Source organism: Mesorhizobium sp. M0028 (genome assembly GCF_040323855.1).
Lineage (GTDB): Bacteria > Pseudomonadota > Alphaproteobacteria > Rhizobiales > Rhizobiaceae > Mesorhizobium.
This window is the reverse complement of the sequence record NZ_JAMYVG010000016.1, coordinates 22,010-35,836: the sequence shown is the minus strand read 5'-3', so window position 1 is coordinate 35,836 and position 13,827 is coordinate 22,010. Positions and strand designations below refer to the sequence as shown.

The window sequence follows — 13,827 nt, the reverse complement described above, 5'->3', positions numbered from 1 at the left end:
CTGATCCACTCCGGTCTCACTCAGCCGCGTAGGAAAGGCCTGAAGCTTCGTCAGACGCCGTGCGCTCCATCCGCCGGATGGAAAAATGCATCCAGGCAAAGCAGGTGGCGACGATGACGAAGAGCAGCATGAAGCAGCTCGACCAGACGCCGGTGAGGTCGTTGAGCGCGCCGAAGACGATTGGCAGGATAAAGCCGCCGAGCCCGCCAATCATGCCGACAACGCCGCCGACCGCGCCGACACTCTGCGGATAGTAAGCCGGGATGTGCTTGTAGACGGCAGCCTTGCCAAGGCTCATGAAGAAGCCGAGCACACAGGCAACGGCTATGAAGGCGAGCGGGCCGACCTCGAAATGGAAGGCGATCGGCCCGCTGACACCGCGCACGACGTAATCTGCCGAGGGGAGAGACAGAACGAGAGTCGCGGCGGCACTGACAGCGAAGGTCCAGTAGAGCACGGTGCGGGCGCCGATCCGGTCGGAAAGCACGCCGCCATAGGCGCGGAAAATACTTGCCGGAATTGAATAGGCCGCGCCGATCATACCGGCGGTCGCAAGCCCGAAGCCGTAGACGCCGATCAGGTAGCGGGGCAGCCATAGCGAGAGCGCCACGAATGCACCGAAGGCGAAGAAATAATAGAAGGCGAAGCGCCAGACCTGAAGGTTCTTGAGCGGCGCGAATTCCTGCCAGAAGCTTCTCGAGGGCGCGGCCTTGCCGGCGCGGCGCTCGCGGATGACCGGATCGTCGCCGGTCGTGAACCAGAAGACGGCGGCCATGACGACGAGTGCTGCCGCCCAGATCAGCGCGACCGACTGCCAGCCCCAGGAGAGAAGCACGAACGGTGCCAGGAACTTGGTGACCGCGGCGCCGACATTGCCGACACCGAAAATGCCAAGCGCCGTGCCCTGCTTGCCGGCCGGGAAGAAGCGCGAGACATAGGCGACACCAACGGCGAAGGAACCGCCAGCGAGCCCGACGCCCAGCGCAGCGACCAGCATCTGCCCGTAGGTGTGCGCAAAAGCGAGCAGAAAGGTCGCGACCGCCGCCGCAAGCATGGTCGCGGTGTATACCAGCCGTCCGCCAAAACGGTCGGTCCAGACACCGAGCACCATACGCACGAGCGAGCCGGTGAGGATCGGCGTGCCGACGAGCAGGCCGAACTCCGTCTCGTTCAGCCCCAGCTCCTGCTTTATGCGCACGCCGATGATTGAAAAGATCGTCCACACCGCGAAGCAGACGGTGAAGGCGATGGTGGACATGACAAGCGCCTGCCGGGGAGCACTGTCCTGGCTGGGCGCGGCTGGGAGATTTGCGGTCATTTTCTGGCTCCGGTTAGCGGCGTGGGAAGCACCGCCCTTGTGCTGTTCGTTCGCGACTGTCAGCGGCGCGGCATCGCCCGCAGCGCGCTGACGGCGAGAAAATCGCGGCGCGTGAAGTCCGCGAGGGACGCGCCAGTTCCGATCCGTTTCGTCATCGTCGTCTCCGGTTGGGCGCCGCTTGGGACCAGCGCCGTCGATTGCGTCAAAACAAAAAAGCCGCCGGCCAGGTCTTCGCGTCCGGAGTTCCGGGAGCGCGTGTGGACCTGAGCGGCAGCTTTGCCTGTGGCGCCCGCCATTGGACGCCGTGTCACTTGGCCCTTGCGGACCTACATGTTGAAAAGCAGGAAGCGTGCCAATTCGACAGCGCTCTGAATTATCGAATGAAACCAATGTGAACCGCAGCCGCGCGACTTTTGACCAAGCTCGGCAGCGGATCAAAGATTAGTCAGAATGCCTTGCACAGCAGCATAATATTTGTGCAATGCGGTAGATTGCCTATTGCCGATGCAGATTGCCAATGATGATGACGAGTTTTCCGGTTATTGCCTTACTCCGCGGCTTCGACGAAGCGGTGGCGTTCGTAGAGGAATTTCAGCACCGCCTCGCGGCAGCGCAGGAAGGTGCGGTCGGAGGAAAGCTCGATGCGCCGACGCGGCCGGGCCAGCGGCACGGGAAGAACCTCGCCGATGGTGGCCGCCGGGCCGTTGGTCATCATGACGATGCGATCGGACAACAGCACCGCCTCGTCGACATCGTGGGTGATCATGACGGTCGTCGAGCCGAGCCTCGAATGGATATCCATCACCGCGTCCTGAAGATGGGCGCGCGTCAGCGCGTCGAGCGCGCCGAAGGGCTCGTCGAGCAGCAGGATCTTCGGCTCCATGGCCAGCGCCCGGGCGATGCCGACGCGCTGCTTCATGCCACCCGAAATCTCGGCCGGACGTTTGTCCTTGGCATGCGCCATCTGCACGAGATCGAGATTGCGCATGATCCATTCATGCCGCTGGGCCCGGCTCTTGCTCCGGCCAAAGACCTTCGTGACTGCCAAATTGATGTTCTCGTAGACGGTGAGCCAGGGCAGCAGCGAGTGATTCTGGAACACCACGGCGCGTTCCGGGCCAGGGCTGTCGACTTCCTTGTCCTCGAGCAGCACGGCGCCGGCCGAGACCTTGGTCAGGCCGGCGATCAGGTTGAGCAAGGTCGACTTGCCGCAGCCTGAATGGCCGATGATCGAGACGAATTCACCTTTGTCGATGGTCAGCCGGATGTCCTTCAGCACGTCGCTGACCTGGCTGCCGCGGGCGAAGGATTTGTCGATGTGGTCGAGTTTCAGATAGGCCGTCATCGTCCCTCTCCTCACTTTGCCGTTGTGCCGCGGGTGACGAAGACGCCGACCGCCGCGACCAGGCGGTCGAGGCAGAAGCCGGTGACGCCGATATAGGCGAGCGCGACGATGATGTCGGGCAGCCGCGATGAGTTCCACGCGTCCCAGATGAAGAAGCCGATGCCGACGCCGCCGGTCAGCATTTCGGCGGCGACGATGGCGAGCCAGGACAGACCGATGCCGATGCGCAGGCCGGTGAAAATGTAAGGTGCAGCTGCCGGCACCATGATCTTCACGAAGAATTCGAACTGGTTGAGCCTGAGGATGCGGGAGACGTTGCGGTAGTCCTCAGGGATGTTGCGGACGCCGACCGCGGTGTTGATGATGATGGGCCAGATCGAGGTGATGAAGATGACGAAGATCGCCGACGGGCTGGAATCGCGGAACGCCGCCAGCGACAGCGGCAGCCAGGCGAGCGGCGGCACCGTGCGCAGGATCTGGAACACCGGATCGAGGCCGCGCATCGCCCAGATCGACTGACCGACAAGCGCGCCGAGCGCAACGCCGACGATCGCCGCAAGGCCGAAGCCGACGGCGACGCGCTGCAGCGAGATCAGCACCCGCCAGGCGAGCCCGATATCCTGCGGGCCGTTGTCGAAGAACGGATGGGCGATCAGGTCATAGGCCTCGTTCCACACCTGGCTTGGCGGTGGCAGGCTGGCTGTGGGCGACGAACAGGCGACCTGCCAGACGACGAGCATGATGGTGATGACAATGACCGGCGGCACCAGCGTGCTGGCCAGCTTGCCGGCGATCGCGGCCGGGTCGAAGCGGCGCCGCGCCCTGGCGGTGAAAGCGATGACCTCGGCGGGCTTGGCCGGCGCGGGGTACGGCTTCACCTTGCTGTCCTCGATGGCTTGGATAGACATTTCTCGAAAACTCCTTGGCAGCACATGCACAACGGGCGGCGTTGCCAACGCACTGTCGCGCATCTATGTCGGGCTCAGGCCGACGCCTTGATCTTCAGGCTGTCGAGATAGGCCGACGGATTCTCCGGATCGAAGATCTTGCCGTCGAAGAAGGTTTCGGTGCCGCGCGACGAAGACGCCGGAATATCGGCCGCGGCGACACCAAGATCCTTGGCCGCCTCGCGCCACAGATCCTCACGGTTGACCTGGCCGACCAGTGCTTTGATGTCGGTGGTCGGCGCGAACTTGCCCCAGCGGATGTTCTCGGCGAGGAACCAGCTGTCGTGGCTCTTGAAGGGATAGGACACGCCGCCCTGCCAGAACTTCATGTAGAGATCGGTGCCGTTGGCGACGCGGCCATTGCCGTAGTTGATGTCGCCCTTGAGGCGGCCGATGATGTCGGCGGTCGGCACGTTCATCCACTGCCGCTTGCCGATGATGGCGGCCGTCTCGTCCTTGTTTTCTTTTGCCTCGCACCATTGCTGGGCCTCCATGACGGCCATCAGGATCGCCTTGGTGGCGTTCGGATATTTGTCGATGAAGGCGGCGCGCAGGCCGAGCGCCTTTTCCGGATGGCCCTTCCACAGTTCGCCGGTGGTGGCGGCGGTGAAGCCGACGCCCTGATGGACGAGCTGCTCGTTCCATGGCTCGCCGACGCAGAACACGTCCATGTTGCCGACCTTCATGTTGGCGACCATCTGCGGCGGCGGCACGACGATGGTCGAGACATCCTTGTCGGGATCGATGCCGCCGGCAGCCAGCCAGTAGCGCAGCCAGAGGTCGTGCGTTCCGCCCGGGAAGGTCATGGCGGCCTTGACCTCCTTGCCCGCGGCCTTCTTGGCGGCGAAGGCTTCCTTCAGCTTTGAGGCATCGAGGCCGACGCCGGTGGCGGCATATTCCTGGGCGACGGAAATGCCCTGGCAGTCGTAGTTGAGCCGGGCCACGATCGCCATCGGCAGCGGCTGTTTGTTCTGCGTCACCTTGCCGGTGTGCATCAAATAGGGCATCGGCGTCAGGATATGGGCACCGTCAATGCCGTTGGCTTCGCCGCCGAGCACCAGATTGTCGCGCGTTGCGCCCCACGAGGCCTGCTTGAGCACCTCGACATCGGGCATGCCGAATTTCTCGAACAGGCCTTTTTCCTTGGCAATCATCAGCGGTGCCGCATCGGTCAGCGCAATGAAGCCGAGCTTGGCGCCGGTGACTTCCGGCGCGGCGGGTGCCGCATAGGCGCCGGAGGGCAGCAGCGCACGCGCCGCCGCCAGCGTTGCCGCGGTGGTCGCGCTGATCCTCAGGAAATCGCGGCGGCTGATCGCCGGTTGGGCGGAATGGCTATTGGTGCGTTTCGTCATCGTCATCTCCGGTTGGGCGCGGCTTGGGATCGGCGCCGTCGATTGCGTGTTCGACCAAAACAAAAAGCCGCCAGCCAGGCCGCGCGCGTCCGTCATCCGGGATCGCGTGTTGACCTGAGCGGCAGCTTTGCCTGTAGCGCCCGCCATTGGACGCGTATTCCGTGACCCCGAGAAGAGTCTGCCTATTGCAATGCAGGAACCGTGCCAGTTTCGGAATGGATGGTAAACATCAATGAGATCAATGACATACCACAATCGTCGGCGCGCCGGCCCGCTGGGCGCGCAAGCTAAGGATTGTTCATTAGCGCAGTTGCACGCACATTTTTTGTGCAGTGCACAAGAATGGCGCGGAAATGATCAGGCTTCGGCGCGCGCCAATTTCTGGCCGGCAATGTAGGCGTCGATCTCGTCGGGATCGAATATCTGGCCATCGAAGAACCCGTCGGGACCGAGCACCAGGCTTGCCCCCGCCGAACCAACTGGAGTCGCGGCCTTCAGCGCGCCCTCGACCTTGGCATTAGCACCGGGAAGCGCCACGCCAAGCGGCTTCAACGCCGAGCGGTAGAGATCGGGGCGGTAGCAGTCGCGGGCAACAGCGAGGTTTTCCGGCGTGTGCGCGACATGCCCCCAGCGCACCATCTGCGTGTAGAACCACAGCGCATGGCTCTTCCACGGGAAGTTTGCCGCCTTGTCGAAGGGCAGAAAGAAGTCGCCGACGCTCAGTTCGGCGCCGCCGCCGAGCGCAAGATGACCGCTGAGGATTGGCATCTGCAGCGCTGGCGCCAGGCCGAGGAGGGCCGGCTGCGCCATCAGGGCCGTGAGTTCGCCGCGGTTTGCCGGATCCTGGCACCAGCGCGCCGCATGATGCAGCGCGCGCAGCAGGGCCGAAAGCGCGTCCGGCTGTTTTTCCGCCCATGCCTTGCGCACGCCGATGACTTTCTCCGGGCTGGTCTTCCAGATGGCCGCCTTGACCGTGGCGATGTGGCCGGTGCCGGCGACGACGGAGGCGCTGTTCCAGGGTTCGCCGACGCAGTAGCCGTCGATCCTGCCGGCAGCGAGCGCGTCCGCCATGAAGGGGGGCGGCACGATGACGATTTCGATCTCATGCGACGGGTCGATGCCGCAGGCGGCGAGCCAGTAGCGCAGTTCGTAATTGTGCCCGGAGTGCGGATGGACGACGGCGAAGCGAAGCAGATCGCCACTGGCATTCGCCCGTTCACGAATCAGCGCCCCCAACGCCCTGCCGGCCCGTGCCGGATCGAGGTCGGGTCGGGCGCCGTGCGCGGCCATGCCCGCCCAGACGGCGTTCGAAACGGTGACGCAATTGCCGCCAAGGCCGAGTGAAAACGGCACGACCGTATCGGAGGCGAGCGGCGTCAGCCCCAGATTGCAGGCGATCGGCATCGGCCCCAGCATGTGCGCGAGATCAAAATGGCCGATGGCGATGCGGTCGCGGATGTTGGCCCAGGACGTTTCCCGGTTGAGCATCAGATCGATGCCTTCGCGCAGGGCGAAGCCGATTTCCTTCGCCGCGACAAGGACAGCGCTGTCGAAGAGCGGCATGAAGCCAGCATTGATCCGGTGCTCGGCCGCCATCGTCAACTCTCCTCGGGATCCAGAAGGCCTGCCGCCGTCACCAGGCTCTGGGCGATTTCGCCGATCTTGCGGTTCTGGTTCATGGCGGTCTTGCGCAGCAGCGTATAGGCCGCGTCCTCCGACAGGCCGCGCGACTTCATCAGTATGCCCTTGGCGCGATCGATCACCTTGCGGCTTTCCAATTCGCTGCGGGCCTCTTCCAGCTCGCGCGCCATGCGCGAAAACGCGTTGAAGCGGCTGATCGCCATGTCGAGGATCGGCTTGACCCGCTCCTGACGCAGGCCGTCGACAACATAGGCTGACACCCCGGCTTCCACCGCCGCTTCGATCGAAGCCTGGTCCGAGCGATCGACGAACATGGCGATCGGCCGCTTCACCACGCGCGACAGCTGGAACATGTTTTCGAGCATGTCGCGGTTGGGATTTTCGAGGTCGATGACGATCACGTCGGGTTCGATCTCGGCGATCCGCCGCGCAATGCCGGCGACGTCATGGATGACGGTGACCTGCTGGTGCCCGGCCTCCCGCAGCCCCGATTCGATTATCGAAGCGCGGATGTGGTTTTCATCGATCACCAGGACAGTGAGGGATTTGCGGATCATGCCGCATTTTGCGCAGGCGAGACGATTGTGCAATGCGGCATGGCGAGATTCACGCAAACAAAGCCAGCGTTCAGGCGCCGCCTGAGGCATTTGACGCGACGGCCGCAGCGACCAACTTGACGCCGCGGGAGCCGGCACCAGCCTTCACCTTGAGCCGCACCGGCTTTGCCCTTCTGCTCTATGCCGTCGGCGACAACGAGGCGCATTTTGTTGGGCTGATCGTGCTGTTTGTGGCGGCGGCTTGTTTGCGGATTGTGGAGGAGAGATAGGGGGCGCGACACCACCAGCTGCTTTTGACCCGAAGCCGACCGTCGCAGACCAAATCCTGAATGGCTGCTTTTCACGCAAGCGGACTGGCCGCTTTTAGGTCCTTGGACCATCGATCCGGCCTCAGTTCGGATCTGCCGACGTTGCTTTCGACCGGTCCTGTGACCACCGCGGCTTCTACCGGATCGCCAGGGAAGCGAGGCAAGGCAGCGTCAAGTTCGAGCCAGAGATTAAGAAGAACGGAGCCATCGCCGCATAGGAGTCTGCCTCCGTGGGTATGGACGGATTCACTCATGCGCAATATGGATGGGGAGGCCTGCCGTGGCGCTCACATTTTCGCCGCGTCGCTGAGGCAGGTGACGTTCGTTCAATGACGCTGCGCAGGGCGGGTTGCCGCCCGCAGAAGTGTCGATATCAGGGGATCTGGTCGATGACCGACAACAAGCCAGACGTTACCAAGGATTGGCAAGCGACGCAGGGCCAGAAGTCCTCCGCCACGCGTCTTCGCCTTTTCGCCGCACTCTCGTGGATCGTCGCCATTGGCGGCGAGATCTACGGGATTATTCTGCTTCGCCAGAACAAGTTCGACCAGGGACACCTGCCGCTGATCATCGGCCTTCTGGTCGGCATCGCGATTTTCGCAATCGCCGGCAACTTGCTGTGGAAGGCGGCCAACAGGCACGATCCGGCCCGTGCATCCGACGCGGCCAGGTTCTTCTTCCAAAACCAGCTCGGCGCAATCATGACGCTGATTGCCTTCCTCCCGCTGGTTTTCCTGATCCTCACCGACAAAAACATGGATCCGCAGACCAAGAAGGTTGCCGGCGGCCTCGGCGCTGCGCTGGCCGTGCTCGCGACGGTCATGGGGATCAGTTTCAAACCCCCGTCGGTCGAACAGTACACCCAGGATATGAACGCATGCGCAGCCCAGATCAAGTCGGGGCAGCCCACCACCGCCTGTTCGCCCGATGTCGCCGCTCAGGCGCAGGCGATCGCGACGGACACCGCCGCGGTGGCGGCGGCGACGCGGGACGCGAGCCACCCCGCCGGTCAGGATGTCGTCTACTGGATCGCGCCCGAAAACGGAGCCGCGAAGTCCACCGAGCCGCATGTTTTCCACCTCTGCGCAGGCGTGAGTCCGCTGAAGGACAAGACCGTGAATAGTGGCTCCGTAACGGAGGCCTACGCACAGAACGCCGTCCGCATCACGAAGCAGATCGATATGGAACAGAAGCAGTGCGGGTTCACCCCCACAACCAGCACCAACTGAACCCGCCTGCGCTCGATCGCGTCCAGCCGTTGGTCTTGTCGAGAGGGATGACGCGTAAGCGCAGGCTCAGTATTGACTCGCCGAAGCAACGCTGAATACCGGGATCGCCCCGGCTGGCCATTATTGTCCAGCTGCAAACTTATCCGCGGCGGGCAACGACTGGGCGTCTTACGCACGGCAGCTTCCGGCCTGAGCGCTTCGAATGGAGAATGACGTTAATGCGGCGCAAAGCAGACTTCACCCCGGCCTGATCCAGCGGCGCTTTCTCAGTGCGCCTGCCCCGCCGCTTCACACCACCGCACTCCCCTGCTCCGCCTCCGCCGCATTCGGATCGCCCGGCGCGGTCGCCCAGGCGAGCTCCACCAGCGTCACCGTCCGCCGTCCAACCCCGTCGAGCTGACACACGATCAGCCCCTGCTCCTCGATGTAGGTCAGCAGGCGCGGCGTAGCGAGTGCGAGCCGTAGGCGCGGGCGATCGCGGCGTCGCTCGGGCAGGGCCAGCCCTCCTTAGCGGCGCGGGCGATCATCATGAACACGCCTTGCATGTCCTCGGGCAGCAGCGAGGCGCGCGCCGAGACGTCCTGCCAGGCGTCGTCGCCTGCCATGTCGGAGCCGAGGCCGGCGCGGGCGCGCGTCAGCATGCGGCGGAACTCCGGCACGTCCGGCACGACCGCGGCGAGGCCCTCGATGCGGCAGCGGACGACGAACTCCTGATAGAGCACGCCGATGACGCGGAAGCCGGCATCAGGCTGCGCCAAGAGGCGGCTGATGGTGTCGGGACTGCGAGCAGCGCGGCATTCGCGGTCGGCTACGAAAGCGGGATGCCGAAGAGGCGAGAGGCAGAACCTTGGCCGCAGCATGAGCAGGCCGTGAGCAGCGATGAAGCCGGCAAAGGTCATCCTCAGGAGGCTAAGCGGTCGGCCGGAAATAGCCGATGTCGCGCTTGCCTTGCCGGGAAATATGCCGTCCGTCAGGCCCCTCCATAGCGCCAATCATCACGCACGTCCTCCCGATCAGCGCGAAAATCAGCGTGGAGCGATCTCTGCGACGAGATCGTTCGTCGTCTTGACCCCAGCCATGAAGCCGGCGGCATTGAATTCGTTCATGACGAAGAAAGCGCCGACGCCGCTTGTCGGTGCAATCGCAACATAGAGAAACATCCCTTGCAGGCCGCCGCTCTTCTGGAGGATGAGCGGGCGATGCTCGTTAGGGAGCATGATGACCCATCCGAGACCCATGGCGTCCATCGGCCCACCGTCATCCAGCCCCATCACCGACGCGAGCCCGTCCCGGTACAAAAAAGCCGCGTGGTTCAAAAGGCGCAACTCGGCGTCGGCCGCGGAAGGCTTGTTGTCGACATGCCAGTTCATCCAGCGCAGCAGGTCGTCCGCGGTCGAGTACAATCCACCGGCGCACTCCATGGCTGTGCTCGTCGGCACGATTGGCATGGGGCTGCCGTCGAAGTTATGGCCCTGCATCAGGCGCGGCTCGTCCTCCGGTCTTGGGTTGAAAACCGTGTCTTTCATGCCGAGGGGATCGAGGACACGCTCTCGAAGGACCTCGGCATAAGGCTTTCCAGAGACATTCGCGAGCGCCGCTCCGAGGAGGTCGTATCCGAAGTTCGAATAGAGAACGGCGGTGCCCGGCGCGAACAGCAGCGGATTGTCCTTGAGGGCGGCAATCTGCGCCTCTTTGGTGTTCGTAGAGAAAGGGTCTGAGGGGGGCGCTTCGGCCACTGGCACCTCCCGCGGAAGGCCGGAAGCTTGCGCGACGAGATCGATCAGGCGGAGGGCGCGGCCGTCCTTCTCCGGGAGCGTGACGTCCCAGCCAAGGCGATCCTGCAGCCGGTCGGTGAGTTGTACCTTGCCGTCGATCGCCAGCGAGGAAAGCACACCGCCGCAGAACACTTTGCTCACGGACGCGATGCGGAACATTGTGTCGCCGTCGGGCACTTTTTCACTCCCGTCGGCAATCTTGCCGAAACCGGCCAAGGCCGTCTCGCCGTTGCGGACGGCGCCGAAGATCAGGCCAGGCACCTTGGTGGAGAGATACAGGATCGTACCGTTGAACTGCACCGCTTCCGTCAGCAGCTTGTCCTCGGCATGTCCATAAGAGGGAAGGGTGACGGCTGCGATTGCCGTCAAAGCGATGGCCATAAGTCGGCGCGATCGAGACAAACGCATTGCCAAAATCCTTTGATAAAGCTGCAGAATAAAATCTTCGGAAAAAGGGCCGCCGCGTAGTATCTTACCATCTCTCCAGAAGCAGGAGATGTCAACAGAATGAACCGAAGGGGTAATCGGCGGAGGTAGCGTAGGTTCGGCGGATATTTGCGCTACAGTCCTGCCGTATTTCTTGTCTTCGTCAGTTGATCGCGGCTGATCTCTTCATTGACAAACCGACCCGCTGGTAATTTAGAAGATATGTAAAGCGCCGTCGGCAAGAGGGAGTGCTGTAGCGTCGAACAACTTACAATAGCGGATCTGCGTCGCGCCAATCGTCGTCGTATGATGAAGACCGCGCTCGGCCGCCGCCTCACCCCACCGCACTCCGCTGCTCCGCCTCCACCGCATTCGGATCGCCCGGCGCCGTCGCCCAGGCCAGCTCCACGAGCGTCACCGTCCGCCGTCCGCCCCCGTCAAGCTGACACACGATCAGCCTCTGCTCCTCGATATAGGTCAGCAGGCGCCGTGCGCGGCGTAGCGAGTGCGAGCCGTAGGCGCGGGCGATCGCGGCGTCGCTCGGGCAGGGCCAGCCTTCCTTCGCCGCGCGGGCGATCATCATGAAGACGCCTTGCATGTCCTCGGGCAGCAGCGAGGCGCGCGCCGAGACGTCCTGCCAGGCATCGTCGCCTATCATGTCGGAGCCGAGCCCGGCGCGGGCGCGCGTCAGCATGCGGCGGAACTCCGGCAGGTCCGGCACGACCGAGGCGAGGCCTTCTATGCGGCAGCGGACGACGAACTCCTGATAGAGCACGCCGATGACGCGGAAGCCGGCATCGGGCTGCGCCAGCACGGCGCGCAGCACCCGGTCGACGCGCTCGCGCCGCTCCGCCAGATCCTCGGCGCTGATCGGCGGCTCCACCGGTTCGGGGCGGATTTCCAGCGCCGCCGATTTCGCCGCCATCAGCTGATCGAGCAGGTCCGGCGAGGAGCGGCGCTGCGGCCGGACGGTTTCCGGCGGCGGGGCCGCCAGGATGATCGCGCGGGCATCCTCCAGCGCCGATTCCGGCAGCGGCATCAGGCGCGGGGTCGCGTTGCGCGGACTCGTATCGGTCGGGCCGATGCGCAGACCGAGCGGACGGCGCGACAGCGCCGGGCCGAGCGCCATGAACTGCCCGCGCTCGAGGTCGCGAAAAGCCTCCGCCTGGCGCCGCTCCATGCCGAGAAGATCGGCGGCGCGCGCCATGTCGATGTCCAGAAAAGTCCGGCCCATGAGGAAATTGGAAGCCTCGGCGGCGACGTTCTTGGCGAGCTTGGCCAGCCGCTGGGTGGCGATGATGCCGGCCAGCCCGCGCTTGCGGCCACGGCACATCAAATTGGTCATGGCGCCGAGCGAGAGTTTGCGCGCCTCGTCGGAAACCTCGCCGGCAACCGCCGGCGCGAACAGCTGCGCCTCGTCTACCACCACCAGCATCGGATACCAGTGGTCGCGGGCGACCTCGAACAGCCCGCCGAGAAAGGCGGCGGCGCGCCGCATCTGGTTCTCGGCGTCGAGCCCTTCGAGATTGAGCACCGTGGAGACGCGGTGGATGCGCGCCCGCTCGCCGGCGCTCTGCAGGCCGCGCTCGGTATGCTCCTCGGCATCGATCACCAGATGGCCGAAACGGTCGCCAAGCGTGACGAAGTCGCCTTCGGGATCGATGATGGTCTGCTGTACCCAGGGCGCACTCTGCTCCAAGAGCCGGCGCAGCAGATGGGATTTGCCGGAACCCGAATTGCCCTGCACCAGAAGCCGCGTCGCCAGCAGTTCCTCAAGATCCAGCGCCGCCGGGGCGCCCGCGCTCGTCTGGCCCATCTCGATCGCAACGGTCATGTCCGACTCTCCTTGGGGAGAGGGCTTATCAACCGCATCACAGCCCGTCGAGCGCGCCATGGCCGGCGCTCCGTGTTGCGCACAGGCTGGATGCTGCTAGGGTCAAAGATACGAAACGTACCGTTTCGATTCGAGACTGCCGCTAAGGGGTGGATTCCTGTCCTTGGCATCGGCAACCGGATCAAACCGATCGCCCAAAGCCTTCATTGACGCGATGGAGATCGAGCGGCCGAAGCCGGTTTTTTGCGGACATTTGCCCGCTCCTCCAGGTCTCGCCAGAAGCCAAGCACTGTCGCCACGATCGCTTCCGGCGCGTCCTCCTGCATAAGATGCTTCGCGTTCGGCACGACATGGAAGGAAGCACTCGAAATGCGGCGCGCGAGCTCGCGACCGTCATCGATGGGAATCCACTGGTCGTCCTCGCCCCACAGGATGGCAACGGGGCAACGAATCTCGCCGTAGCGCCACTCGACCTCTTTCGAGTATTTGTCATCCATCTGAGCGACCTGGCGCCAGAAAGCTTTTTGACCTTCGGCTCCCAGCCACGGCGCGAGGTAGAGCGCCATCTCTTCCTCGCGCAGCGCATTCGCTACGGCGGCGCCGATATAGGCGCGCAGGATTGCTTCATGAATGTAGTGCGGAAGGCCGGAAAAGACCGCCTCGTGTTTCTTGGCGGCCTGAACAAGTGGTGAGCCTTGCGGGCTGATTGCGACCGGATCGATCAGCACCAGCGACCGATAGTCGAGCCCATTGAGCAAATGACCGCGTAACGCTGTTGAGCCGCCGAAATCATGCGCGACGACATCGGGGGCACGCAGGCCCCAATGATCGTAAAGGGCCGCGAAAAGCTCGTTCTGAATGCCACGAGACACGTCGCTATCGGGTTTATCAGATCGACCATAGCCGAGCATGTCAAAGCAATAGATTCGCCTCTGTTGGCCGAGCAAAGGCGCAATTCTACGCCATGCCGACGATGAGAAAGGCGTGCCATGCAGCAATACCGCGGGTGAGCCCTCGCCCATCGCGCCCCAGGCGATCGAGTTCCCTTGAAAGGTGAAGCGTTCAGGAAGAGGCCAGTCCGCTGTCGCCATCAGT

At 63.8% G+C, this 13,827-nt stretch carries 11 protein-coding genes and 1 pseudogene; 2 read left to right on the top strand and 10 right to left on the bottom strand.

Features of this window, described 5'->3' with window-relative positions; all coding sequences use genetic code 11:
* Positions 1-16: 16 nt before the first annotated feature.
* The 6 genes from NKJ93_RS24155 to NKJ93_RS24130 all read right to left on the bottom strand — a co-directional run bounded on the left by NKJ93_RS24155 (position 17) and on the right by NKJ93_RS24130 (position 7,160).
* Positions 17-1,318 (bottom strand): MFS transporter, encoded by a 1,302-nt coding sequence (locus NKJ93_RS24155; protein WP_352483961.1) that lies wholly within the window; start codon positions 1,316-1,318, stop codon positions 17-19.
* Between the two features lie 547 nt (positions 1,319-1,865).
* Positions 1,866-2,663 (bottom strand): ABC transporter ATP-binding protein, encoded by a 798-nt coding sequence (locus NKJ93_RS24150; RefSeq protein WP_023718003.1) that lies wholly within the window; start codon positions 2,661-2,663, stop codon positions 1,866-1,868.
* Positions 2,664-2,674: 11 nt separating this feature from the next.
* A complete protein-coding gene (gene ntrB, locus NKJ93_RS24145; RefSeq protein WP_352591579.1) occupies positions 2,675-3,571 on the bottom strand; it encodes a nitrate ABC transporter permease in 897 nt (298 codons plus the stop codon).
* A 74-nt stretch (positions 3,572-3,645) separates the two neighbouring features.
* Positions 3,646-4,962: a CmpA/NrtA family ABC transporter substrate-binding protein gene (locus NKJ93_RS24140; protein ID WP_352591576.1), complete on the bottom strand. Its 1,317-nt coding sequence runs from the start codon at positions 4,960-4,962 to the stop codon at positions 3,646-3,648.
* A gap of 357 nt (positions 4,963-5,319) precedes the next feature.
* On the bottom strand, positions 5,320-6,558 hold the full coding sequence (locus tag NKJ93_RS24135; protein ID WP_352591573.1) for a CmpA/NrtA family ABC transporter substrate-binding protein: 1,239 nt from the start codon (positions 6,556-6,558) through the stop codon (positions 5,320-5,322).
* Between the two features lie 2 nt (positions 6,559-6,560).
* Complete coding sequence (locus tag NKJ93_RS24130) at positions 6,561-7,160, bottom strand: ANTAR domain-containing response regulator (protein WP_352591570.1); 600 nt, start codon at positions 7,158-7,160, stop codon at positions 6,561-6,563.
* Between the two features lie 32 nt (positions 7,161-7,192).
* Here NKJ93_RS24130 and NKJ93_RS24125 point away from each other — a divergent pair, with 32 nt between their 5' ends.
* Both NKJ93_RS24125 and NKJ93_RS24120 read left to right on the top strand, forming a co-directional pair.
* Entirely contained in the window at positions 7,193-7,429 is a 237-nt protein-coding gene (locus NKJ93_RS24125) for a hypothetical protein (RefSeq protein ID WP_352591567.1), read from the top strand.
* Between the two features lie 428 nt (positions 7,430-7,857).
* Positions 7,858-8,697: a hypothetical protein gene (locus NKJ93_RS24120; protein ID WP_352591564.1), complete on the top strand. Its 840-nt coding sequence runs from the start codon at positions 7,858-7,860 to the stop codon at positions 8,695-8,697.
* A 288-nt stretch (positions 8,698-8,985) separates the two neighbouring features.
* Here the strand turns inward: NKJ93_RS24120 and NKJ93_RS24115 are convergent.
* The 4 genes and pseudogenes from NKJ93_RS24115 to NKJ93_RS24100 form a co-directional block, all read right to left on the bottom strand.
* A pseudogene (locus NKJ93_RS24115) lies at positions 8,986-9,455 on the bottom strand (ATP-binding protein); the annotation flags it as partial.
* Positions 9,456-9,722: 267 nt separating this feature from the next.
* Positions 9,723-10,853 (bottom strand): D-alanyl-D-alanine-carboxypeptidase/endopeptidase AmpH, encoded by a 1,131-nt coding sequence (ampH, locus tag NKJ93_RS24110; protein ID WP_352591561.1) that lies wholly within the window; start codon positions 10,851-10,853, stop codon positions 9,723-9,725.
* Between the two features lie 379 nt (positions 10,854-11,232).
* Complete coding sequence (locus NKJ93_RS24105; RefSeq protein WP_352495732.1) at positions 11,233-12,732, bottom strand: helicase HerA domain-containing protein; 1,500 nt, start codon at positions 12,730-12,732, stop codon at positions 11,233-11,235.
* Positions 12,733-12,935: 203 nt separating this feature from the next.
* Entirely contained in the window at positions 12,936-13,823 is an 888-nt protein-coding gene (locus NKJ93_RS24100) for an alpha/beta fold hydrolase (protein ID WP_352591558.1), read from the bottom strand.
* Between the last annotated feature and the right edge of the window lie 4 nt (positions 13,824-13,827).

Coding starts and splice junctions, on each gene's coding strand:
- NKJ93_RS24155 (WP_352483961.1), bottom strand. CDS start 1,318: ATGACCGCAAATCTCCCAGCCGCGCCCAGCCAGGACAGTGCTCCCCGG.
- NKJ93_RS24150 (WP_023718003.1), bottom strand. CDS start 2,663: ATGACGGCCTATCTGAAACTCGACCACATCGACAAATCCTTCGCCCGC.
- ntrB (WP_352591579.1), bottom strand. CDS start 3,571: ATGTCTATCCAAGCCATCGAGGACAGCAAGGTGAAGCCGTACCCCGCG.
- NKJ93_RS24140 (WP_352591576.1), bottom strand. CDS start 4,962: ATGACGAAACGCACCAATAGCCATTCCGCCCAACCGGCGATCAGCCGC.
- NKJ93_RS24135 (WP_352591573.1), bottom strand. CDS start 6,558: ATGGCGGCCGAGCACCGGATCAATGCTGGCTTCATGCCGCTCTTCGAC.
- NKJ93_RS24130 (WP_352591570.1), bottom strand. CDS start 7,160: ATGATCCGCAAATCCCTCACTGTCCTGGTGATCGATGAAAACCACATC.
- NKJ93_RS24125 (WP_352591567.1), top strand. CDS start 7,193: ATGCGGCATGGCGAGATTCACGCAAACAAAGCCAGCGTTCAGGCGCCG.
- NKJ93_RS24120 (WP_352591564.1), top strand. CDS start 7,858: ATGACCGACAACAAGCCAGACGTTACCAAGGATTGGCAAGCGACGCAG.
- ampH (WP_352591561.1), bottom strand. CDS start 10,853: ATGGCCATCGCTTTGACGGCAATCGCAGCCGTCACCCTTCCCTCTTAT.
- NKJ93_RS24105 (WP_352495732.1), bottom strand. CDS start 12,732: ATGACCGTTGCGATCGAGATGGGCCAGACGAGCGCGGGCGCCCCGGCG.
- NKJ93_RS24100 (WP_352591558.1), bottom strand. CDS start 13,823: ATGGCGACAGCGGACTGGCCTCTTCCTGAACGCTTCACCTTTCAAGGG.